This window comes from Caulobacter sp. GW821-FHT09B08 (genome assembly GCF_059418225.1).
Window position 1 is genome coordinate 1,084,490 of record NZ_JBWKPL010000001.1, and the last position, 20,184, is coordinate 1,104,673.

The 20,184-nt window shown below is 68.0% G+C and carries 23 protein-coding genes; 9 read left to right on the plus strand and 14 right to left on the minus strand.

Annotated features, from left to right (window positions below; translation table 11 throughout):
- The first annotated feature begins 35 nt into the window (after positions 1-35).
- Both rimM and AC07OA_RS05130 read left to right on the plus strand, forming a co-directional pair.
- A complete protein-coding gene (gene rimM, locus AC07OA_RS05125) occupies positions 36-614 on the plus strand; it encodes a ribosome maturation factor RimM (protein WP_494662679.1) in 579 nt (192 codons plus the stop codon).
- Between the two features lie 61 nt (positions 615-675).
- Positions 676-1,425, plus strand: a complete 750-nt coding sequence (locus AC07OA_RS05130; RefSeq protein ID WP_494662680.1) for an ORF6N domain-containing protein — start codon at positions 676-678, stop codon at positions 1,423-1,425.
- On the opposite strand, the gene AC07OA_RS05135 is transcribed toward AC07OA_RS05130, so the two are convergent.
- Positions 1,422-2,282, minus strand: a complete 861-nt coding sequence (locus tag AC07OA_RS05135; RefSeq protein ID WP_494662681.1) for an acyl-CoA thioesterase — start codon at positions 2,280-2,282, stop codon at positions 1,422-1,424. The genes AC07OA_RS05130 and AC07OA_RS05135 overlap by 4 nt on opposite strands.
- 79 nt (positions 2,283-2,361) lie before the next feature.
- Between AC07OA_RS05135 and AC07OA_RS05140 the strand changes: the two genes are divergently transcribed.
- Positions 2,362-3,279, plus strand: a complete 918-nt coding sequence (locus tag AC07OA_RS05140; RefSeq protein ID WP_494662682.1) for a histone deacetylase family protein — start codon at positions 2,362-2,364, stop codon at positions 3,277-3,279.
- Positions 3,280-3,656: 377 nt separating this feature from the next.
- On the opposite strand, the gene AC07OA_RS05145 is transcribed toward AC07OA_RS05140, so the two are convergent.
- Together AC07OA_RS05145 and AC07OA_RS05150 are read right to left on the minus strand one after the other, a co-directional pair.
- Positions 3,657-4,076: a PaaI family thioesterase gene (locus AC07OA_RS05145; RefSeq protein ID WP_494662683.1), complete on the minus strand. Its 420-nt coding sequence runs from the start codon at positions 4,074-4,076 to the stop codon at positions 3,657-3,659.
- Complete coding sequence (locus AC07OA_RS05150; protein WP_494662684.1) at positions 4,073-4,573, minus strand: PaaI family thioesterase; 501 nt, start codon at positions 4,571-4,573, stop codon at positions 4,073-4,075. The genes AC07OA_RS05145 and AC07OA_RS05150 overlap by 4 nt, the downstream gene beginning before the upstream one ends.
- A gap of 42 nt (positions 4,574-4,615) precedes the next feature.
- On the opposite strand from AC07OA_RS05150, the gene AC07OA_RS05155 reads away from it, so the two are divergent.
- Positions 4,616-5,626, plus strand: a complete 1,011-nt coding sequence (locus AC07OA_RS05155) for a ligase-associated DNA damage response exonuclease (protein ID WP_494662685.1) — start codon at positions 4,616-4,618, stop codon at positions 5,624-5,626.
- 5 nt (positions 5,627-5,631) lie between these two features.
- Entirely contained in the window at positions 5,632-6,516 is an 885-nt protein-coding gene (locus AC07OA_RS05160; protein WP_494662686.1) for a DUF4238 domain-containing protein, read from the plus strand.
- A 61-nt stretch (positions 6,517-6,577) separates the two neighbouring features.
- Here the strand turns inward: AC07OA_RS05160 and AC07OA_RS05165 are convergent, their stop codons facing one another.
- Positions 6,578-6,994, minus strand: a complete 417-nt coding sequence (locus AC07OA_RS05165; RefSeq protein WP_494662687.1) for a PaaI family thioesterase — start codon at positions 6,992-6,994, stop codon at positions 6,578-6,580.
- 101 nt (positions 6,995-7,095) lie between these two features.
- Here AC07OA_RS05165 and AC07OA_RS05170 point away from each other — a divergent pair, with 101 nt between their 5' ends.
- The 3 genes from AC07OA_RS05170 to AC07OA_RS05180 all read left to right on the plus strand — a co-directional run bounded on the left by AC07OA_RS05170 (position 7,096) and on the right by AC07OA_RS05180 (position 10,432).
- Positions 7,096-7,818, plus strand: coding sequence for a hypothetical protein (locus tag AC07OA_RS05170; protein ID WP_494662688.1), 723 nt, complete (start codon positions 7,096-7,098; stop codon positions 7,816-7,818).
- 88 nt (positions 7,819-7,906) lie between these two features.
- Positions 7,907-8,794: a DUF4349 domain-containing protein gene (locus tag AC07OA_RS05175; RefSeq protein WP_494662689.1), complete on the plus strand. Its 888-nt coding sequence runs from the start codon at positions 7,907-7,909 to the stop codon at positions 8,792-8,794.
- Between the two features lie 24 nt (positions 8,795-8,818).
- Positions 8,819-10,432 carry a cisplatin damage response ATP-dependent DNA ligase gene (locus AC07OA_RS05180; RefSeq protein ID WP_494662690.1) on the plus strand — a complete coding sequence of 538 codons (1,614 nt, stop codon included), beginning with the start codon at positions 8,819-8,821 and terminating at the stop codon, positions 10,430-10,432.
- On the opposite strand, the gene AC07OA_RS05185 is transcribed toward AC07OA_RS05180, so the two are convergent.
- The 4 genes from AC07OA_RS05185 to AC07OA_RS05200 form a co-directional block, all read right to left on the minus strand.
- Positions 10,429-11,652, minus strand: a complete 1,224-nt coding sequence (locus tag AC07OA_RS05185) for a multidrug effflux MFS transporter (RefSeq protein WP_494662924.1) — start codon at positions 11,650-11,652, stop codon at positions 10,429-10,431. The genes AC07OA_RS05180 and AC07OA_RS05185 overlap by 4 nt on opposite strands.
- 150 nt (positions 11,653-11,802) lie before the next feature.
- Positions 11,803-12,693, minus strand: coding sequence for a hypothetical protein (locus AC07OA_RS05190; protein ID WP_494662691.1), 891 nt, complete (start codon positions 12,691-12,693; stop codon positions 11,803-11,805).
- Entirely contained in the window at positions 12,693-13,469 is a 777-nt protein-coding gene (locus AC07OA_RS05195) for a hypothetical protein (protein WP_494662692.1), read from the minus strand. The genes AC07OA_RS05190 and AC07OA_RS05195 overlap by 1 nt, the downstream gene beginning before the upstream one ends.
- A gap of 62 nt (positions 13,470-13,531) precedes the next feature.
- Complete coding sequence (locus tag AC07OA_RS05200) at positions 13,532-14,692, minus strand: DegT/DnrJ/EryC1/StrS family aminotransferase (RefSeq protein WP_494662693.1); 1,161 nt, start codon at positions 14,690-14,692, stop codon at positions 13,532-13,534.
- A gap of 146 nt (positions 14,693-14,838) precedes the next feature.
- On the opposite strand from AC07OA_RS05200, the gene AC07OA_RS05205 reads away from it, so the two are divergent.
- Complete coding sequence (locus tag AC07OA_RS05205) at positions 14,839-15,825, plus strand: mechanosensitive ion channel family protein (RefSeq protein ID WP_494662694.1); 987 nt, start codon at positions 14,839-14,841, stop codon at positions 15,823-15,825.
- Here AC07OA_RS05205 and AC07OA_RS05210 read toward each other — a convergent pair.
- The 6 genes from AC07OA_RS05210 to fsa all read right to left on the minus strand — a co-directional run bounded on the left by AC07OA_RS05210 (position 15,752) and on the right by fsa (position 20,112).
- Complete coding sequence (locus AC07OA_RS05210) at positions 15,752-16,927, minus strand: trans-sulfuration enzyme family protein (protein WP_494662695.1); 1,176 nt, start codon at positions 16,925-16,927, stop codon at positions 15,752-15,754. The two genes, AC07OA_RS05205 and AC07OA_RS05210, sit on opposite strands and share 74 nt — an antisense overlap.
- A gap of 23 nt (positions 16,928-16,950) precedes the next feature.
- A complete protein-coding gene (locus AC07OA_RS05215; RefSeq protein ID WP_494662696.1) occupies positions 16,951-17,271 on the minus strand; it encodes a type II toxin-antitoxin system RelE/ParE family toxin in 321 nt (106 codons plus the stop codon).
- Positions 17,272-17,577 (minus strand): type II toxin-antitoxin system ParD family antitoxin, encoded by a 306-nt coding sequence (locus tag AC07OA_RS05220; protein WP_494662697.1) that lies wholly within the window; start codon positions 17,575-17,577, stop codon positions 17,272-17,274.
- Between the two features lie 32 nt (positions 17,578-17,609).
- A complete protein-coding gene (locus AC07OA_RS05225; RefSeq protein ID WP_494662698.1) occupies positions 17,610-19,013 on the minus strand; it encodes a pyridoxal-phosphate dependent enzyme in 1,404 nt (467 codons plus the stop codon).
- Positions 19,014-19,090: 77 nt separating this feature from the next.
- Positions 19,091-19,327, minus strand: coding sequence for a hypothetical protein (locus tag AC07OA_RS05230; protein WP_494662699.1), 237 nt, complete (start codon positions 19,325-19,327; stop codon positions 19,091-19,093).
- Positions 19,328-19,458: 131 nt separating this feature from the next.
- Complete coding sequence (fsa, locus tag AC07OA_RS05235; protein WP_494662700.1) at positions 19,459-20,112, minus strand: fructose-6-phosphate aldolase; 654 nt, start codon at positions 20,110-20,112, stop codon at positions 19,459-19,461.
- Between the last annotated feature and the right edge of the window lie 72 nt (positions 20,113-20,184).

Below are 20,184 nucleotides of genomic sequence, written 5' to 3' on the forward strand. Positions count from 1 at the left end.
GTCTGGCGGCGGCGTTTTCTTTTGCGCGGTCCCCCATGGCCCCTACGCCCTCGCACAACCTGATCCTGGTCGGCCGCGTCGCCGGCGGCTTCGGCGTGCGCGGCGAGGTGCGGATCGCCACCTTCACCGAAGACCCCCTGACCTTGACCCGGTTCAAGGTGCTGACCCGCCAGGACGGCTCGCCCGGCCTGACCGTGACCAGCGCCCGCGTAGCCAAGGACGGCGTCGTGGCCCGCTGCGTCGGGATCGACACCAAGGAGGCCGCCGACGCCCTGCGCGGCCTGCGGCTCTATGTTCCCCGCTCGGCCCTGCCCGAGCCCGAGGAAGACGAATTCTACCTGGCCGACCTGATCGGCCTGCCGGTGCGCCACGTCGCCACCGACGCCCTGCTGGGCAAGATCAAGAGCGTCCAGAACTTCGGCGCCGACGACCTGCTCGAGATCACGCCCGCCCTGGGCGGCCAGACCTGGTACCTGCCCTTCACCCGGGCCGCCGTGCCGGAAGTGAAGATCGCCGAAGGCGTCGTCCTGGCCGACCCGCCGGCGCTGGTGGGCGAGCCGGAAGGCCCTGAAACGCCGGACCAGGAAGACGACGTCGAGCGCCACTACGACTGAGGATTGACACCGGTCGCGATAAGGTTGCTATTTTGTTCTCAAAATAGCTCGCGCGTACGCCATGTCGACAATCGTCCCGATCCCGCCGATTCAAGCGCAGATCCATAGGGTTCGCGGAGAGAGCGTCGTGCTCGACGACGCCATCGCCGCGCTCTTCGGCGTCGAGACCCGGCGGTTGAACGAACAGGTGCGCCGCAACGCCGGCCGGTTCGAAGGCTACGCCTTCCAGCTCACTCCGGACGAGGCGACGAACTTGATGTCGCAAAATGCGACATCAAGTTGGGGCGGGCGGCGCAAGACGCCCTGGGTGTTCACCGAGCATGGCGTCGTGATGGCGGCGACAGTCCTGAAGTCGGATTCCGCGATCGCCGCGATGAAGCTGGTCATCGACGTGTTCGTCGCCACCCGGCGTCGCTCGCACGAGCCCGCCCTGCCGACCGTCGGCAACAGCCTGGTCCCCAAGCTGACCCAGGCCCTCGCGGCGGTGCTCGACTCCGTCGTCGATCACAACCGGCGGACCACCGTGCGCGACGAGGCCCAGGACCTGCTCACCCGCTCCATCGAACACCTGAAGGATCGCCTGTCGCGCACCGGTCTGGAGAACGAGGCCCTGGCCGCCCGGGCGACGAAGCTGCTGGCGGAGGCCGAGGCCAGCAAGGCGACGGCCGCCAAGACCCAGGCCGAAGCCGGCGAGATCGAGCTGCGGCTGCTGGCCCGCAAGCTTCAGCTGGTGATCGAGGCCGAGCGCGCCATGACCGGCGGCGACCTGGACCGGTTCATCGGCGTCCTGGAACGCCTCGGATCCGCCTAGTCCTTCGTGCGCACCCGCATCAGGCATTCCTGGGCCACCGAGGCCACCAGCTTGCCGTCGCGGCTGAACATCTGGCCGCGCACCAGGCCCCGGCCCTGCGAGGCGGAGGGGCTGTCCTGCGAGAACAGGATCCAGTCATTGAAGTCGAAGCCGTGGTGGAACCACATGGCGTGGTCGAGGCTCGCGGCCTGCAGGCCCGGCGAGGTCCAGATCAGGCCGTGCGGGCGCAGGGCGCTTTCCATGAAGGCCATGTCGGACGCATAGGCCAGGGCGCACTGCTGCAGGCGCACATTGTCGCCGATCGGCGCCTTGGCCCGCATCCAGACCTCCTTGTTGCCCGACTTGGGCACCGGCTTGCCCGGATGCTGCGGGTCGACCCAGCGCAGGTCGATCGGGCGCGGCGACTCGGCGAACCGCACGAAGGCGCGCGGCGCCTCGTCGCCCAGAGAACGAGCGTATTCCAGGTCGGTCGGCAGGGTCTCCGGATCGGCCGTCGCGGGCATGGTCGCCTGGTGCTCCAGCCCCTCCTCCGGGGTCTGGAACGAGGCGGCCAGGTTGAAGATCTGCTCGCCGTGCTGGATGGCGGCGACGCGGCGGGTGGTGAAGGTGCCGCCGTCGCGGGCCCGCTCGACCTCGTAGAGCACCGGGGCGTTCACGTCGCCGGGACGGATGAAATAGGCGTGCAGCGAATGGCAGATCCGCTCGGGCACCGTCTTGTAGGCCGCCATCAGGGCCTGGGCGATGACCAGGCCGCCGAAGATGCGGGGCGGGCCGTCGTTGGGGCTGGTCCCCCGGAACAGATTCACCTCGATGGCTTCGAGGTCGAGGATTTCGGCGAGGTCTTCGGGGGTACGCATGATCGCTGGTTAGTCTTGTGGGACCAGCCGGGCAAGACATGACCTTGCGTCAGATCGTCCGGCTTCCCATCGTGGGGTCATGGCCGACCGCTTCCCGCCGATCATCCACCACCCCGCCTTCCGCGCCGAGATGCCGCCGGGCCATCGCTTTCCGATGGACAAGTTCTCGCGCCTGGCCGCAGTGCTGGAGGCCGAGGGCGTGGCAGGACCGGCCGGTTTCGTCCTGCCTGAGCCCATCGACCTGGAAAGCCTGTTGCTGGTCCACGACGAGGCCTATGTGCGCGGGGTGATCGACCTGACCCTGCCGGCCGACGTGGCGCGGCGGGTGGGCCTGCCCAACACCGAGTCGGTGGCCAGGCGCGCCCAGGCGGCGGTGGGCGGCACCCTGGCGGCCGCGCGCCTGGCCCTGGCGCACGGCATCGCCTGCAACACCGCCGGCGGCAGCCATCATGCTTCGGCCGAAGGCGGGGCCGGCTTCTGCGTCTTCAACGACGTGGCCGTGGCGGCCCGGCGGCTGCTGGCGGAAGGCGCGGTGAGCAAGGTGCTGGTGGTGGACCTGGACGTTCACCAGGGCGACGGCACGGCGCGCATCTTCGAGGACGAGCCGGCGGTCTTCACCTTCTCGATGCATGCCGAGAAGAACTTTCCGGCCCGCAAGGCGGTCAGCGACCTGGATATCGACCTGGCCGACGGCACGGGCGACGCGGCCTATCTGGAGAAGCTGGAGGCGATCCTGCCGGACCTTCTGGCGCGGACGGCGCCGGACCTGGTGTTCTTCAACGCCGGGGTCGATCCGCATGCGGACGACAAACTGGGGCGTCTTGGTCTGAGCGACGAGGGCCTGGCGCGGCGCGAGGCGTTCGTCCTGGGCTCGTGTCTGGAAAGGAATATCCCGGTGACCGGGGTGATCGGCGGCGGATACGACCCCGACATCGATCGATTGGCGCATCGTCACGCCCTTCTCCACCGGGCGGCCCGCAAGGCTCTCGAAGCCTAAAGGGTCGCTATCCGGCGGAGTTACGCGGCGATCACTTAGAAGCTCGTGACGAGCGAACCGGCGATCACGACGAGGGGCAGCATGGCCAGGACGATGCTGGCGAAACCGGCGAAGGCGTTGTTGGAGAAGGTCATTGTCTTGGTTCCCTGAAAGTCCGGCGCGACGACCGCGTCCGGTGATCAGGGGTATAGGCCCGGCGGATGGTGAACACCCGTTACCTTTGCTTCATGAAGCCTTTTTAAGAAACGTTGACGCAAGAAACTCGCATTACACGAGTGTAATGTAGCTATTATCGAGCTTCACTTAGCAATATTTTACCTCGGAAGACCGGCGTTCGGCGCATATCGGTGGTCGATATGGACCGCCAGGGGGCCGGGTCAGTCTTCCGCCGAGGTCACCAGGAAATGGCCGCGCAGGGCGGCGATGGGGGCGGCGCGCTGTTCCTGCCAGGCCTCGACATGGACGTTGGCGATCCGCCGGCCGACCTTGTTGATCTTGGCGCGGGCATAGGTGGTCAGAGGACGGCCCGAGCGCAGATATTCGATCGACACGTCGATGGTGCGCGGCTGGCGCTTCAACGGTTCCAGGATCGACAGCTGGGCCAGGGCCGTCATCTCCATGAAGGCGCCCAGAACCCCGCCGTGGATGGCCGGCAGGATCGGATTGCCGACGATGGTGTCGGAGAACGGCAGGACGGCCGTCATCTCGTCGCCGGCCAGTTCGGCCCGCACCCCGATGAAGCGGGCATAGGGGATCGAGGCGAGGACGGCGTTCAGCTTGTCCTGAGCGTCGCTCATGCCATGTCTCCCGAGGCGCCGGTCGGGGAGCTTCCACGCGGCGGCTTGAAATTGGCGCCCGGCTTCCGGCCGGCGCTGGAGTCCAGCATGAAGGCGGCCTGGGCGGCGGCCACCGGGTTGTCCGGATCGTCCTCGTAGGCCACGGCCCGCACGAAGGCGACCGAGCGGGTCAGCTTGTAGCAGTGGGCCCGGGCCAGGATGTCGCGACCGGGCTCGGCGGGCCGCATGTAGTCGATGCGCAGGTCCAGGGTGGCGATGAAGCCCCATTCCGACTGCGCCGCGTGCACGGCCTGGCCACAGGTGTGGTCCAAGAGGGTGGTCATCACCCCGCCGGCGATGACGCCGGTCTCGGGATCGCCGACGATCTCGGGCCGATAGGGCATTTTCAGGATCGCCACCGCGTGGCCGATCTCCAGGGTCTGGAGGCCCAGCGCCTTGGCCTGGGGGCTGCCCTCGTTCATCGCCTGGGCTATGGCGCGGTGTTCTTCGTCGGTCATCGGGATACGGTTATAGCCGCCCGCGTTCCCATATCCACCGTGATGAAGCCGCAAGACCTGATCTGTCCAAGGCCCGACGGGCTCTACTGCCCGCCCGGGGACTTCTATATCGACCCGGTCCGTCCCGTGGGCCGGGCCGTGATCACCCATGGCCACGCCGACCACGCCCGCTCGGGCCACGGGACGGTGGCCGCCACCCCCGAGACCCTGGCGATCATGGCCGAGCGCTATGGCGAGGACTTCGCCGTCCGCCGCCAGCCGGTGGCCTATGGCCAGACCATCACCCACAACGGCGTCGAGGTGGGGCTGGTCCCCGCCGGCCACGTGCTGGGCTCGGCCCAGGCCGTGGTGCGCTGGAAGGGCATGACCATCGTCGTCTCCGGCGATTACAAGCGCCGCCGCGACCCCACCTGCCCGGCCTTCGAGCCGGTGCCCTGCGACGTCTTCGTGACCGAGGCGACCTTCGGCCTGCCGGTGTTCCGCCATCCCGACGACCGGGGCGAGGTCGCGGCCCTGCTGCGGTCGGTCGAGCAGTTCCCCGAGCGCAGCCACATCGTCGGCGCCTACGCCCTGGGCAAGGCCCAGCGGGTGATCCGCCTGCTGCGCGAAGCGGGCTGGGACCGGACCATCCATGTGCACGGGGCCATGGACCGGCTCAACCGCCTTTACGAGCGCCACGGCGTGGATCTCGGACCGCTGGCCCCGGCCACCACCGACACCAGGAAGAAGGACTTCGAGGGCGCGATCATCGTCGCCCCGCCCTCGGCCCTGGCCGACCGCTGGTCGCGGCGCTTCCCCGACCCGGTCGACTGCTTCGCCTCGGGCTGGATGCGGGTGCGGGCAAGAGCGCGCCAGCGCGGCGTCGAACTTCCGCTGGTCATCTCCGACCACGCCGACTGGGACGAGCTGACCGCCACCCTCGACGAACTGCGCCCCGGCGAGGTGTGGATCACCCACGGCCGCGAAGAGGCCCTGGAGCGCTGGTGCGAGCTGGAAGGCATCCCCGCGCGGGCGCTGCGGCTGGTGGGCTATGACGAGGAGGAGGGGGAGTAGGACGAATGGCGGCGCAAACTACAAAACGATGCCACTGGGTTTCGCAATCTTACCTTCGCACGTTTAGCGTCGAGGGGGATCGCAATCGTATTTGGCGATTCAGCAAAACTAGCGGCGATCCAGAGCTCAAACGGATCGACAAAGTCGCAGTGAAGCATCACCTATACGCACCGCTGGGTACAGATGGGAAACGTGATGATTCTCTTGAGAAAAAACTTGGTGATCTAGAGCAATGGTTCGGCCAACGCATGTGGCGCTTGCTCTGTAACGAAACAGTTGATTTGAACTGGAAACCACTGCGCAAGATGCTGGCCTTGATCGTGGCCACCACTTACGTGCGCAACCCGCTTCAATTCGACCGGTGGAAAAAAACGCACCGCCAGATGGTGGATCAGATTTCTGCTTTCGATGAATTGCCCACTCACATCACCATCGGTGGCGTGAGACGGGGAGTCGATCCGAGCGATTGGCCCACTTTTCAAAACGCCGGTGAAGAGGAAATGAAGGCTTCGTGGAATGCATATATCGCCAACGCTGGCGATATAGCGCCAAAACTTCTCGATATGCGTTACTCGATGCTTACCATGCGGCAGCCACTATTTATAACAACGGACAATCCGGTAGCTATCGCCCATCCATCGGGGACGTTTCGTGGCATCTCCGACCCTGGCACCGTAGTGTTACTTCCACTAAGCCCAACACGTGTCCTAAGGCTCGATAATGAGCACGACGAGCCGGATGGCGCCTACTACGATCAGGAGGAGGATGATCCGGCTGTGCTGAACATGACTCTCTGGCGAAACTCCATCGACTATATGTTCACTCATCGTCATCCTGACGAGGTGATGCGGGAATTCAGCGCGGAAGCGGACCGCATGGAGACTGATTGAGCCGCGAGATAGCGAAGAGTCTTCTTCACCTTGAAGGCGCAACGTATGAACGGCGTTGCCCCTACACCACCTTGAACGTCGCTCGCGCCCGAGCCACCGGCTTGTCGTCGGCGCGCACAGTGGCCTCGGCGTAGCAGATCGACTTGCCGGGCTTGATGAAGTCGGTGTCGAAGGCCAGCCACTGGCCCATCTGGGCAGCGGCCAGGTAGTCCAGGCCCAGGGACATGGTCACCAGGCCCCGGCTGGGGATCTTCAGCCGGCCCAGCATCACCCCGCACGACAGGCCCATGGCGTTGTCGGCCAGGGCCGCGATCAGGCCGCCGTGGGGATTGCCGCGCGAATTGGTGTGGGGCTCGCGCACCTGCACGGCCAGCACCCAGCGGTCCTCGCGGATGTCGGCGAAGATCGGTTCCCACGGCGCGGTCAGCGGACTCGTGCGCGGGTGGGGTGCGAAGGGCTCGGGCGGCTGGAACGTCATGTCGTCCTCCTGAAGCCGGATGCGAGGATTTAAACAGACGTTTGAATTGACGTCCAGCCTCGCGGCCGTGTTAGCCTCGTCTCTCGGATCGGGGGACCCGCATGGCCAAGCGCAACGGCGTCTTGAAGCTGAACGCCGACAAGGTGGTGCAGACGCTGGACCACCTGACGGCCCGCGTGGCCGAACGGTTTCCGGACTCGGGTCTGGCCGAGGTCTGCGGCCAGCTGGCGGCGACGGCCCGGGTCACCGCCCAGCGCGCCCATCGCCTGTCGCGGCCGTATCTGGGGCTGCGGACCCTGGTCGCCGCCATCGCCCTGACGGCGGTCGGGCTGGAGGCCATGCTGGTCGGGCGCCTGGACTGGCTGGACAGCCTGCGCAAGGCCGACACCCTGAACCTGGCCCAGGGACTGGAGCCGGTGATCAACCTGCTGCTGCTGTCGGCGGCGGCCATCTGGTTCCTGGTCTCGCTGGAGTCGCGGTGGAAGCGCTCGCGTGTCCAGAAGGCCCTGCACGAGCTGCGGTCGTTCGCCCACGTGATCGACATGCACCAGCTGACCAAGGACCCGACCCTGGTGCTGGGCCCGCGCACGCGCTCCTCGCCGGCCCGCGAGATGAGCCGCTTCGAACTGGCCCGCTACCTGGACTACTGCGCCGAGATGCTGGCCCTGGTCGCCAAGCTGGCCGCCCTCTATGCCGGCGAGAGCGACGACCCGACGGTGATCGCCGCGGTCAACGACATCGAGACCCTGACCTCGGACCTGGGCCGCAAGATTTGGCAGAAGATCATGATCCTGGGCCAGCTGGACGAGACGCGGGCGGGCTGACGCTTTAAAATTACGTCTGTCAATTTTATGCTGGCGTGCGTCGCGCGACCTGCTAGCGTGGCCGCATCGACCTCGTAGGGGATCCGCCATGCGCCTCGCCGTCCTGCTGACCGCAAGCCTCGTCCTGGCAGGGTGCGGCCGCCAGATCCCGGCCGACAAGTCTTATTCCGACGCGGCCGTGATGATGGAGGCGCCGTCGCCGGTGGCCGGTTCGGCGCGGCAAGCCGCCGAGGCCGCCAAGACGCCGACCGCCGCCGGCCCGATGATCGCCTACGACTATGCCGACACGATCTGGGCGCCCGCCGGCCGCATCAAGCCGCTGATGGACGCCCACCAGAAGGCCTGCGTCGCGGCCGGAACGGCCGACTGCCAAGTGATCGCCTCCAGCCGCGGCGGCGCGGAAGGCGGGGTGACGGAGGCGACGCTGTCGCTGCGGGCCTCGCCGGCCTGGATCGCCAGGCTGAGGGGCGGACTGGACGCCGACGCCAAGGCGGTGGGCGGCCGGGTCACCGACTCCCAGGTCACCAGCGAAGACCTCACTCGCTCCATCGTCGACGGCGAGGCCCGGCTGCGCGCCCAGACCACCCTGCGCGACCGCCTGCAGGCCCTGCTGGCCGACCGCCCCGGCAAGCTTTCGGAGCTGCTGGAGGTCGAACAGGAGCTGGCGCGGGTGCAGGGCGAGATCGATTCCGCCCAGTCGACCCTGGCGGTGATGAAGACCCGGGTCGCCACCTCGGCCCTGACCCTGCGCTACGAATCCGGCGCGGTGACCCGCCCGACCGGCGCCTGGGCGCCGCTGGCCCAGGCCCTGGCCGACATCGCCTCGATCCTGGCGCGGTCCCTGGCGGCCCTGGTGCTGTTCGTCGCCTGGGCCGCGCCCTGGCTCCTGGTGCTGGGCCTGGCGGTCTGGGTGCTGCGCAAGCGCCTGCCCCGCCTGCCCCGCAAGCCTCCGCCCGAGGAAACACCGCTCCCGTAGCGCCAAGGCCGTTTCGCGCGTTGAATGGCGACCATGCGCGCCTTCGCCCATCTTCTCGACCGGCTGTCCCTGACCGCCTCGCGCAACGCCAAGCTGACCCTGATCAAGGATTTCCTGCGCCAGACGCCCGATCCGGAGCGCGGCTGGGTGCTGGCGGCCCTGACCGGGGCGCTGTCGTTCAACGCCGCCAAGCCGGCCTTCATCAGGAAGGCCGTCGAGAGCCGGATGGACGCCCAGCTGTTCGCCTGGTCCTACGACTATGTCGGGGACCTGGCCGAGACCGTCGCGCTGGCCTGGCCGGAGCGGCCCGGCGCCAATCGCGAACCGGACCTTTCGGAGGTGGTCGAAGCCTTGCGCACCGCCTCGCGCGCCGAGGTCCAGCGGTTGATCGAGGGGTGGCTGGACGCGCTGGACGCCGACGGCCGCTGGGCGCTGCTGAAACTGATGACCGGCGGCCTGCGGGTGGGGGTCTCGGCGCGCCTGGCCAAGCAGGCCTGCGCCGATCTCGGCGGGGTCGAGATCGGGGCGGTCGAGGAAGTCTGGCACGCCATGGCCCCGCCCTATGGCGACCTCTTCGCGTGGCTGGAAGGCCGGTCCGAGCGCCCCTCGCCTGACGCGCCGGGACGCTTCCGGCCGGTGATGCTGGCGCAGGCGATCGACGAGGCGGTGGATTTCGGCAAGCTGAACCCGGCCGACTACGCCGCCGAATGGAAGTGGGACGGCATCCGCGTCCAGGCGGTCAGCGAGCGCGGCGAAAGGCGGCTCTACACCCGCACCGGCGACGACATCTCGGCTACGTTTCCCGACGTGCTGGAGGCCCTGACCTTCGAAGGCGCCATCGACGGTGAGCTGCTGGTGATGCGCGACGGCGCCGTGGCCAGTTTCGGCGATCTGCAGCAGCGGCTGAACCGCAAGACGGTGGACGCCAGGCAGCTGCGGGACTTCCCGGCGGGCATCCGCGCCTACGACCTCTTGCTGGACGGCGAGACCGACCTGCGGGGTCTGTCGTTCAGAGAGCGGCGCGAGCGGCTGGAGGCCTTCGTGGCGAAAGCGGCCAGCCCCCGCGTCGACCTGTCGCCGATCCAGCCGTTCGACACCTGGGAGGGCCTGGCCGCCCTGCGCGCCGATCCGCCCGACGGCGACCCGGCCATCGCCGAGGGGCTGATGCTCAAGCGCTGGGACAGCGTCTACGAGCCGGGCCGTCCCAAGGGCCCGTGGTTCAAGTGGAAGCGCGATCCCCGCCTGATCGACGCGGTGCTGATGTACGCCCAGCGCGGCCACGGCAAGCGCTCCAGCTTCTATTCCGACTACACCTTCGGGGTCTGGCGCGAGGACGAGACCGGGGCGCGCCATCTGACCCCCGTGGGCAAGGCCTATTTCGGCTTCACCGACGAGGAGCTGAAGCAGATCGACAAGTTCGTGCGCGACCACACCGTCGAGCGGTTCGGGCCGGTGCGCTCGGTGCGCGCCGACCAGGACTTCGGCCTGGTGTTCGAGGTGGCCTTCGAGGGCCTGCAACGCTCGACCCGCCACAAGTCGGGCGTGGCCATGCGCTTTCCGCGCATCAGCCGCATCCGCTGGGACAAGCCTTCACGGGAGGCGGACGAACTCGAGACCCTGGAGCGGATGCTGGATTAGTGGAACCCGGCCCCCTCGGCCGCCGGGGAGCCCGAGCCGGGGTGGAACATGCGGCCCTTCTCGGTGATCAGCACGGCGATCAGGCCGGCGATGCCGAAGCCCGCGAAGCCCAGGGTCAGGGGCACGGTGGTGCCGTCGAACAGCTGGCCGATGCAGAAGCCGAACAGGGCCCCGCCGATGGTGGTGATGAAGCCCTGCACCGAGGCCGCCGTGCCCGCCAGATGGCCCAGGGGCTCCATGGCGATCGAGCCGAAATTGCCCATCACCAGGCCGAAACAGAACATCATCCCCGCCTGCAGCAGCGAAAAGGTCCACAGGGTCTCGTGGCCGCTGACGGCGACGAAGGCGTGGACCACCGCGAAGGCGATATAGGCCACGAGGGCCGTGTGCGAGACCAGCCGCATGCCCAGCTTCTCGACGATGTGGGAATTGAGCAGGGACGAGACCGCGATGCCGCCGGCGATGGCCGCGAAGATCAGCGGGAAAGACCGGCCCGCGCCCAGCACGTCGACAAATACCTGCTGGGCCGAGTTGAGGAACCCGAACAGCCCGCCCAGCACCAGGGTGGCGGCCAGGGTGTAGCCCACGGCGATCCGGTCGGTCAGGCAGTCCTTGAACGCCGCCAGCACCGGACCAGCGGCCAGGGGCACGCGGTCTTCCGGATGCAGGGTCTCGGGCAGCTTCAGCGCCGCCCAGGCGATCACCGCCAGGCCGAACAGCGACAGCACCCCGAACACCCACGGCCAGGGCGCGACCAGCAGGATGGCCTGGCCCACCGACGGGGCGATGATCGGCACGCCCAGGAAGACGATGAACGACAGCGACATCACCCGCGCCATCTGCCGGCCGCTGTAGCAGTCGCGCACGATCGACACCGACAGCACCCGCGTGGCCGCCGCCCCGACGCCGCACAGGGCCCGCGCCGCCAGCAGCATCTCGAACGAGGTGGCGAAGGCGCAAGCCGCGGCGAACACCACATAGAGCCCCAGCCCGACCATCAGCACGGGCTTGCGCCCATAGCGGTCGGCCAGGGGGCCGTAGGCGATCTGGGCCACGCCGAAGCCCAGCAGATAGGCGGTCAGGATCCACTGGCGCTCGTTGGCCGAGGCGATGCCCAGGGCCTCGCCGATCTGCGGCATGGCCGGCAGCATGGAGTCGATGGCCAGGGCGTTGGTGGCCATCATTGCCGCGATCAGGGCGACGAACTGGCCGAACCCCATGCCGGCATGGGGCCGGGCGACGGCTTCTGGACTGGACGACATGACGCTCTCCACTGGGCCGGAAACGCCGAAGCGCCGGCGGGCGCGAGACGCGATGGGGGCATATAGGACGAGGCCGCCCGCTCGCCAAACCCCCAATGGCTCCCGCGCCTAGTCGGCGGCCATCCGGAACTGGATGCTCACGATCTGGTCATCCCCGACCTTGGCGGCCGCTTCCTGCGACTGGCCCACGCTGGCGACCCGCAACAGGGGCTGGGATCCGGTCTCGCCGGCCGGGACGTTGCGCAGGGTGGCCAGCATCGGCTGGGCGGCGGTCAGGCCGCGATGGAAGGCCACCGCGCGCTGCAGGGCCAGGGCGGCGGCCTGCTGGCCCTCGGGGGTGAAGGCGTCCAGGGCCGTCTGGCCGACCACATTGACCACCGCCAGCTTGGCGCCGCCCGGCTCGCAAGCCGCCGAGGCCGGAGCGCCGTAGCCCAGGCAAGGCAGGCGGCGCGCCAGGGTCTGCGCCACCTGGCCGGCGATCCTCTGGCCGTCGGGCGACAGGGTGGCCGTGCCCGGCAGGAAGATCTGGCCGGCCTTGAAGGCCAGGGTGTCGTTCGAGGCGGGGCCGGCGAGCGGGGCCTTGGCGTCGCGCAGGTCGGCCTCCAGCGACTCCAGCAGCAGGCGCTGGGCGTCGCCGGCCGAGACGGTCTGGGCGGCGGGCGACTTGGCCGGCGGCGAGAACGAGAAGCAGCGCCGCTCGCCCGGGGCGCCGTCGCCGCTCTCGCTGAGCACGGCCTCGGGCACGCACAGCACCCTGGCCTTGTAGTCGACCTGGATGTCGGCGTTGCGCGGCTGCAGCGCGGCGGCCTGGGTCAGCAGGACGGCGGTCTCCGGCTGTTTGGCCGTCTTCAGTCGGACGGTGGAGGCGCGGAACTCGAAGGCGAAATAGCTGAGCATGATGATGAAGATGAAGATCACCCCCACCATCATGTCGGTCATCGAGACGTAGTAGCTTTCGCCCTCCTCGACGTCGGCCGCGCGACCGCGCCTGCGTCGCATCAGGCCACATCCGCCGCGCGCGGAGCCGGGGCGGGCCGCCCGGCCAGGGCCGCCTCGATCCGGCCCAGCACCGCCAGCTGCTCCAGCATCACCTTCTCGGGCGGGGCAAAGCGAACGCAGGCGTCCAGCAGGGCGAAGAAGTGGGCCTCCAGCCCCTCGATGACCTGGCGGCGGCGGCGCGCGGCCAGGCGCAGGATGATCGAGGCCAGCACCCCGGCGATCGAGGTCCAGAACTTTGTGGCGGCGATGGTCAGCAGATGGACCAGCGCGCCCTGCATGGCCGCGCCGCCCGAACCGGCCGCGTCGGGGGCCATGGCGGCGGTGGCCTCGGTCAGGGCCGCCACGATGCCCATGAAGGTGATGACCAGGCCGATGGCCACCATCAGGTTGGCCCACCACTCCAGGGTCCGGGCCGGCGTGTCGGCATGGTCGAAGACATCGGCCGCGTGGACCGAGGCCGCCAGGCGTCCGTCCTCGGTGGGCGTCAGCTGGCTGCGATAATGGGCCCAGCCCAGCTCCAGCGCGGGGTGGGCGACGTCGCCGAGGCGCTTGTCGATGGCCGTGAAGTTCTCGGCGAAGGCCGCCTGGCGGTCGCCGCTCAGCCCGTCCAGCATCTCGGCGCGGCGGGTCAGGTCCTCGCGCAGGGAGGCGTATTCGAAGTGGCCCGACTGGACGATCAGTCCGATGGCGAAGACCAGGATGGCGCCGGCCATCATCAGGGCGGCGCCAGGCATGCTGAACACCGCCACCACGAACGACGTCACTGGATCGTGCATCTGAACCTTCTAAGCCGCGCGCGCCTCACCATACCGTCCGGTGAGGCGGGAATGCGGCGGGCTCAGCCGTTGAACGCCCGGATCGCGTCGATGATCCGCTGCTGGTCGTCCCGCGCCAGATAGGGGTGCATCGGCAGGGCCAGCACGGTCTCGGCCTTGGCCTCGGTGACCGGCAGGCCGCCGGCGCCGCGCGGGAAGGCGGCATAGGGCGCCTGCACGTGCATGGGCACGGGGTAGTAGACGGCCGTGGGGATGCCTTGCGTCTTCAGGTGGGCGGCCAGACCGTCGCGGTTGTCGTGCTCGATCACGTACTGGGCCCAGACCGAGACGCCGCCGTCGATGACCTTGGGCGTGGCGATCACCGCGCCCTCCAGGCCCTCGGCGTAGCGGTTCGCCACGACCTGCCGCAGGTCGATCTCTTCCTGGAAGATGGCCAGCTTCTCGATCAGGATCGCGGCCTGGATCGTGTCCAGCCGCGAATTCATGCCGATGCGGGTGTTCAGGTACTTGGTGTCGTGGTCGAAGGTGCGGCCCACTAGGTCGGGCGTTACGGCCTTGCCGTGCACCCGGTAGCTGTCCATCAGGTCCCACAGGGTCTGGTCGTTGGTCAGCACCGCCCCGCCGTCGCCGTAGCAGCCCAGCGGCTTGGCCGGGAAGAAGCTGGTGGTGGCGACGTCCGCCCAGTGCAGCGGGTGCTTGCCGTCCAGGGTGCAGCCGAAGCCCTGGGCGCTGTCGGATATCAGCTTCAGGCCTTCGCGGTCGCAGATGGCCTTGATGGCCGGATAGTCGGCCGGCTGACCGAACAGGTCGACGGCGATCACCACCTTGGGCGTCAGCTTGCCCTCGGCCTTTACGCCGGCGATGGCCGCTTCCAGCCTGGCGGGGTCGAGGTTGAAGGTGTCGGAGAGCACATCGACGAATACCGGCGTGGCGCCGACCCACGGCACGACTTCGGGCGTCGCCGCGAAGGTGAAGGACGGGCAGAACACCGCGTCGCCGGGACCCACGCCCCAGGCCATCAGCGGCAGGGCGATGGCGTCGGTGCCGTTGGCGCACGAGAGAGCCAGCTCGGCCTGGCCGAACGCGGCCAGCTTGGCCTCGAACTCGCGCACCTGCGGGCCCATCACATAGGCGCCGCTGTCGAGCACGGCGGCGATCGCCGTGTCGATCTTGTCGCGGATCCGGCGCTGCTGCGCGGCGAGGTCGATGAAGGACATGCTCATGGGCGGCGCTCTTAGAGGCGGTTTGCGACGGTTTCGAGCCAATTGATGTAACCGAGTGTTTCTCCGGAACGAAGCGTGGCCGTCCAAGGAACGGCGCGGAAGCTGGTTCGTTGACGGCTTGGCGCGGGGGCGCCATCGAGAGACGCATGCAGACCAAGCCGAACGCCGTACCGTCCGACATCACCCTTCCCTCGCTCGCCAACGTGAAAGCCGACGAGACCATGTTCGGGCATTTCCTCGACTGGCTGGGCAAGGTGGCGGTGAACCTGGTGGTCGCCGCCCTGATCCTGGCCTTCACCTTCTGGGTGGCGGGCAAGCTGGCGGGGGTGGCCAGGCGGGCGCTGGGCCGCGTCCATCGCAAGAACCCCGACCCGACGCTGGAGAGCTTCCTGTCGTCCCTGGTGCGCTACGCCGTGGTGGCCGTGGGCCTGGTGGCGGTGCTGCAGCAGCTGGGCGTGCAGGCCACCTCGATCATCGCGGTGCTGGGCGCGGCCTCGCTGGCTATTGGCCTGGCCCTACAGGGCGCCCTGTCGAACGTGGCGGCGGGGGTGATGATCCTGCTGTTCCGTCCCTACAAGGTGGGCGACGTGATCGAGACCTCGACCCGCAACGGCACGGTCAAATCGCTGGACCTGCTGTTCACCGAGATCGCCACGCCCGACAACGTCAAGGTGATGATCCCCAACAGCAAGGTGTTCGGCGACGTCATCCTCAACTACTCCACCCACCGCACGCGACGGGCCGACGTGGTGTTCAAGGTGCCGCTGAAGACCGACCTGGTGGCCGTGCTGCAGAAGATGCGCGAGCGGGCCGAGGGCGATCCGCGGGTGCGCAAGGAACCGGCGGTGATGATCGAGGTCGTCGATCTCTCCGAAGCCTTCGCCCAGGCCGCCATCCGCGTCTGGACGGCCAAGGAGGACTACGGCCCGGTGAAGACCGACCTGATGCTGGCCGCCCACCTGTGGGCCGAGGACCCGACGCGGGAGCTGCCGCCGCCGCGCAAGTCCAAGGCCCCGGACCCGTCGCCGGCCATGCCGGGCGACAAGGACCATCACCTGTTCAGACTCCCAAAGCCTCGGACAGGTCGGCGATCAGGTCGTCGCAGTCCTCAATCCCCACCGAAAGCCGAATGAGCGTATCGGAGATGCCCAGCGCCGCGCGCTGATCGGCCGGGATCGAGGCGTGGGTCATGATGGCCGGATGCTCGATCAGGCTCTCCACCCCGCCCAGGCTTTCCGCGAGCGTGAACAGGCGCGTGCGCTCCAGCATCCGCTTGGCGGTGTTCACATCGCCCTTCAGCTCCACCGAGATGATGCCGCCGAAACCGCCGTGCATCTGGCGCTTGGCCAGCTCGTGCTGCGGATGGCTGGGCAGGCCCGGATAGATCACCCGCTCGACGTCCTTGCGGGTCGACAGCCACTTGGCGATGGCCAGGGCGCTGTCGCAGGCTCGCTGCATGCGCAGGGCCAGGGTCTTGACGCCGCGCAGGGCCAGGAAGCTGTCGAACGGCCCCAGCACCCCGCCCACGGCGTTCTGCAGGAACTTCAGCTTGTCGGCGATCTCGGCGTTCTCGCCGACCACCGCCACGCCGGCCACCACGTCGGAGTGGCCGTTCAGGTACTTGGTGGCCGAATGCATCACCACGTCGAAACCCAGCTCCAGCGGCCGCTGGACATAGGGGCTGGCGAAGGTGTTGTCGGCCACGGTGATCAGGCCGTGCTTCTTGGCCAGGGCCGCGATCCCCGACAGGTCGGCCAGACGCAGCATCGGATTGGTCGGGGTCTCCACCCAGATCATCTTCGTCTGCGGCGTGATGGCCGCCTCGATGGCCGCCAGATCGCCCATGTCGACGAAGCTGAAGGTCAGGCCGGCCGAGCGCTTGCGCACCTTGTCGAACAGCCGGAACGAGCCGCCGTAGAGGTCGTCGCTGGCGATCACGTGGGCGCCGCTGTCGAGGATTTCCAGGATCGTCGAGGCCGCCGCCAGGCCCGAGGCGAAGGCGAAACCAGCCGTGCCGCTCTCCAGATCCGCGATGGACCGCTCGAAGGCGAACCGCGTCGGGTTATGGCTGCGGCTGTACTCGAAGCCCTTGTGCTCGCCGGGACTGGACTGGACGTAGGTCGAGGTCGCGTAGATCGGCACCATCACCGCCCCCGTCGTCGGGTCGGGAAACTGGCCGCCATGGATCGTGCGGGTGGCGAAGGCCAGGCGGTTCTTGCCAGGGATGTCGGTCATGCGGACGGCTTTCAGGCGAGGATTCAGGTTCTGTTGTGAGGGAGATCCCTCAGGATGTCTTGGAGATCCCGCGCGCCGTGAAGGATACGCAAGATAGCCGGCGGCCGTTGGGACGCATCATAGACCGCGACGTACGAGAAGCCGGAGACAACCACGAACCTATAGGGCGGCGAAGCCAGTTCCAGGCGCTCGACGCCGATCTCCGGAAATTCTCCGATCCGTCGGGCGATCGCCTCCACTGCTCTGGGAAAGCGGCGAGCGGCCGAAACATTGTCCTGAGCGATGACGCGCACGGCGTTTCGCATGTCGCGTCGCGCGCCTGAGGCCAGGATGGCGGGCGGCATCTATTCGGCTGCGGCCTTGGCTTTCTCTGCCTCGACCGCATCGATGATCGCGTCCATTTCGGCCACGACCTCTTCGATTGTGAAATAGCCGTCGCGTTCGGCCTCCTCTTCGGCCTCCTTCAGCATCGCCATGAACGCCGCCTTGCGAGCGTCCTGATCCTGAAGAAGCTGAAGGCCAGAACTCACGACCTCGCTGGCGTCGCGATAACGGCCGTCGGCGATGCTGTCTTGGACGAAGGCTTCAAGCGCGGGCGTCAATTCGACTTTCATGATCACACGACCCTCGGCTGTATCGTCGACGCCCACAGCATGACTCCGCGAGAACAAATCCGCAACACCTACGCGCTCAGCCGCAAGTGGTTGATCAGGTCCACCCGCGTGATCACCCCCACGAATTCCTCGCCGTCGCAGACCAGGGCCACCTCGTCGCGGTCGAAGACGTCGGGCAGGGCGTCGACGCCCTGGGTCGACTGCAGGGTGTTGAGCGCCTTGGTCATGGCCGCCCCGACCAGGGTCTTGAACTTGGGACCGCGATCGTCGTCCTCCACGCCCTCGACGGCGGCCAGGATGTCGCTCTCATCGAGAATGCCCACCAGCTTGCCGTGGTCGACCACCGGCAACTGGCTGATGTCGGACGAGCGCATGCGGTTGTAGGCGGTCAGCAGGGTATCGTCGGGCCCGATGGCCACCACCCCGCCGTCGGCGTAGCGCTTGGCGATCAGGTCGCGCAGGTCGCCGTGCAGCTCGCGCTGGTCGAAGCCATGGGCGGCCAGCCACATGTCGTTGAACATCTTGGTCAGGTACTTGGCGCCCGTGTCGCAGACCAGGGTCACCACCCGCTTCGGCTCGGTCTGGGCCTGGCAGTAGCGCAGGGCCGCCGCCAGCAGGGTGCCCGAGGACGAGCCGGCCAGCACGCCTTCCTTGCGCAGCAGCAGGCGGGCGGTGTCGACGCTCTCGCGGTCGCTGATCGAATAGGCCTTCTTCACGAAGTCCATCTGGGCGTTGACCGGGATGAAATCCTCGCCGATGCCCTCGACGATCCACGACCCGGCCTCGCCATAGGTCCCGGTCGCCACGTAGTCGCAGAGGATCGAGCCGACCGGGTCGGCCAGCACCATCTCCGTCTTCGGCGAGTGCTTGGCCATAAACCGACCGATGCCGGTCAAGGTGCCGCCCGAGCCGACGCCCACGACCACCGCGTCGATGTCGCCGCCCATCTGCTCGAAAATCTCGGGACCGGTCGTGGTCTCGTGGGCCAGCGGATTGGCCGGGTTCTCGAACTGGTTGGCGTAGAGCGCGCCGGGGATCGACTGGGCCAGGGTCTGGGCCATGTCCTGGTAGTATTCCGGATGGCCCTTGCCGACGTCGCTGCGGGTCAGGCGCACGTCCACGCCCATGGCCCGCAGGTGCAGGATCTTCTCGCGCGCCATCTTGTCGGGCACGATCAGGATCAGCTTATAGCCCTTCAGGGTGGCCACCTGGGCCAGGCCCAGGCCCGTATTGCCGGCGGTGGCTTCGATGATCGTGCCGCCCGGCTTGAGGCTGCCGTCCGCCTCGGCCGCCTCGATCATCGAGCGCGCCACCCGGTCCTTGATCGAGCCGCCGGGGTTCTGGTTCTCCAGCTTCAGGAACAGTCGGCACGGCCCCGTGTCGAGGTTGCGGACCTCCATCATCGGCGTGCGGCCGATCAGGTCGAGCGCGGAAGCGGCAACCGGAGGAAGGGCGGATTTGGGGTCGTTCATGGCGCAACTCGGCGACGGAGAGAAACGATCTCCCTATCTAGGCCGGTTTTGTGAAAGCGCAAACGCCGTTACGCCAGCTAGGCCGCGGCGGCGCCCAGACTCCATTCGCGGGCGAACTTGCGGCTGACCACCGCGTCCTCGAACACCACCTTGCGCCGCTCGCCGGGCTGTTCCGGCGCGACGTCCGGGTCGTTGTGGATCATCACGAACGGGAAGCCGTTGCGGGCCAGGAATTCCCGCACGAAGACCGAGAAGCGCAGGGCCTCCTCGGCGGAAGCGATGCAGATCTCGACGGCGATGTCGGCGGCTTTCATGGGCGCGCTCCACAAGGATACTGGGAGCTTAACGCGCCAGTTCGCAAATGCGAACAAACTTAGCAGGTGCAAAATGCAAACGGCCCCGGATTGCTCCGGGGCCGCGCAGGAAATGAAGAGGCTTCGCCTTCCTAGAGGATCGACTGCCCCGTGCCGGCCCAATCCTTCAGGAACTGCTCCAGGCCCTTGTCGGTCAGCGGGTGCTTGAAGAGGTCGGAGAAGGTGGCCGGCGGGATGGTCACCACGTCGGCGCCGACGATGGCGGCTTCCTTGACGTGGGTGGCGTTGCGGATCGAGGCGGCCAGGATCTCGGTCTCGTAGCCGTAGTTGTCGTAGATCGCGCGGATGTCGCGGATCAGGTCCATGCCGTCGAAGCCGTAGTCGTCCAAGCGGCCGATGAACGGCGAGACGTAGGTCGCGCCGGCCTTGGCGGCCAGCAGGGCCTGGGTCGGCGAGAAGCACAGGGTGACGTTGGTCGAGATGCCCTCGCCGGCGAAGGCGGCGCAGGCGATCAGGCCGTCGCGGGTCAGGGGGATCTTCACCACCACGTTGGGGGCGATCGAGGCCAGCTTCTTGCCCTCGGCGACCATGGCCTCGTGGGTGGTGGCGGCCACTTCGGCGCTGATCGGGCCGGGCACCAGGTCGCAGATCTCGGCGATCACCTCGAGCATCGGGCGGCCCGACTTGGCGATCAGGGTCGGGTTGGTGGTCACCCCGTCCACGAGGCCCGTGGAGGCCAGGTCGGCGATGACCTTGGTGTCGGTGCTGTCGAGGAAGATCTGCATGGCGCTGTGCTTCGCTAGAATTTCGGGGGCAGGTCATTTATCCGCCCGGGGCTTCGGAGCCAAGTCGGGAAA

What these genes read in the sequence shown, in the direction of transcription:
- rimM (WP_494662679.1), top strand. Translation starts at nt 36, where the DNA reads ATGGCCCCTACGCCCTCGCACAACCTGATCCTGGTCGGCCGCGTCGCC.
- AC07OA_RS05130 (WP_494662680.1), top strand. Translation starts at nt 676, where the DNA reads ATGTCGACAATCGTCCCGATCCCGCCGATTCAAGCGCAGATCCATAGG.
- AC07OA_RS05135 (WP_494662681.1), bottom strand. Translation starts at nt 2,282, where the DNA reads ATGCGTACCCCCGAAGACCTCGCCGAAATCCTCGACCTCGAAGCCATC.
- AC07OA_RS05140 (WP_494662682.1), top strand. Translation starts at nt 2,362, where the DNA reads ATGGCCGACCGCTTCCCGCCGATCATCCACCACCCCGCCTTCCGCGCC.
- AC07OA_RS05145 (WP_494662683.1), bottom strand. Translation starts at nt 4,076, where the DNA reads ATGAGCGACGCTCAGGACAAGCTGAACGCCGTCCTCGCCTCGATCCCC.
- AC07OA_RS05150 (WP_494662684.1), bottom strand. Translation starts at nt 4,573, where the DNA reads ATGACCGACGAAGAACACCGCGCCATAGCCCAGGCGATGAACGAGGGC.
- AC07OA_RS05155 (WP_494662685.1), top strand. Translation starts at nt 4,616, where the DNA reads ATGAAGCCGCAAGACCTGATCTGTCCAAGGCCCGACGGGCTCTACTGC.
- AC07OA_RS05160 (WP_494662686.1), top strand. Translation starts at nt 5,632, where the DNA reads ATGGCGGCGCAAACTACAAAACGATGCCACTGGGTTTCGCAATCTTAC.
- AC07OA_RS05165 (WP_494662687.1), bottom strand. Translation starts at nt 6,994, where the DNA reads ATGACGTTCCAGCCGCCCGAGCCCTTCGCACCCCACCCGCGCACGAGT.
- AC07OA_RS05170 (WP_494662688.1), top strand. Translation starts at nt 7,096, where the DNA reads ATGGCCAAGCGCAACGGCGTCTTGAAGCTGAACGCCGACAAGGTGGTG.
- AC07OA_RS05175 (WP_494662689.1), top strand. Translation starts at nt 7,907, where the DNA reads ATGCGCCTCGCCGTCCTGCTGACCGCAAGCCTCGTCCTGGCAGGGTGC.
- AC07OA_RS05180 (WP_494662690.1), top strand. Translation starts at nt 8,819, where the DNA reads ATGGCGACCATGCGCGCCTTCGCCCATCTTCTCGACCGGCTGTCCCTG.
- AC07OA_RS05185 (WP_494662924.1), bottom strand. Translation starts at nt 11,652, where the DNA reads ATGGGGTTCGGCCAGTTCGTCGCCCTGATCGCGGCAATGATGGCCACC.
- AC07OA_RS05190 (WP_494662691.1), bottom strand. Translation starts at nt 12,693, where the DNA reads ATGCGACGCAGGCGCGGTCGCGCGGCCGACGTCGAGGAGGGCGAAAGC.
- AC07OA_RS05195 (WP_494662692.1), bottom strand. Translation starts at nt 13,469, where the DNA reads ATGCACGATCCAGTGACGTCGTTCGTGGTGGCGGTGTTCAGCATGCCT.
- AC07OA_RS05200 (WP_494662693.1), bottom strand. Translation starts at nt 14,692, where the DNA reads ATGAGCATGTCCTTCATCGACCTCGCCGCGCAGCAGCGCCGGATCCGC.
- AC07OA_RS05205 (WP_494662694.1), top strand. Translation starts at nt 14,839, where the DNA reads ATGCAGACCAAGCCGAACGCCGTACCGTCCGACATCACCCTTCCCTCG.
- AC07OA_RS05210 (WP_494662695.1), bottom strand. Translation starts at nt 16,927, where the DNA reads ATGACCGACATCCCTGGCAAGAACCGCCTGGCCTTCGCCACCCGCACG.
- AC07OA_RS05215 (WP_494662696.1), bottom strand. Translation starts at nt 17,271, where the DNA reads ATGCCGCCCGCCATCCTGGCCTCAGGCGCGCGACGCGACATGCGAAAC.
- AC07OA_RS05225 (WP_494662698.1), bottom strand. Translation starts at nt 19,013, where the DNA reads ATGAACGACCCCAAATCCGCCCTTCCTCCGGTTGCCGCTTCCGCGCTC.
- AC07OA_RS05230 (WP_494662699.1), bottom strand. Translation starts at nt 19,327, where the DNA reads ATGAAAGCCGCCGACATCGCCGTCGAGATCTGCATCGCTTCCGCCGAG.
- fsa (WP_494662700.1), bottom strand. Translation starts at nt 20,112, where the DNA reads ATGCAGATCTTCCTCGACAGCACCGACACCAAGGTCATCGCCGACCTG.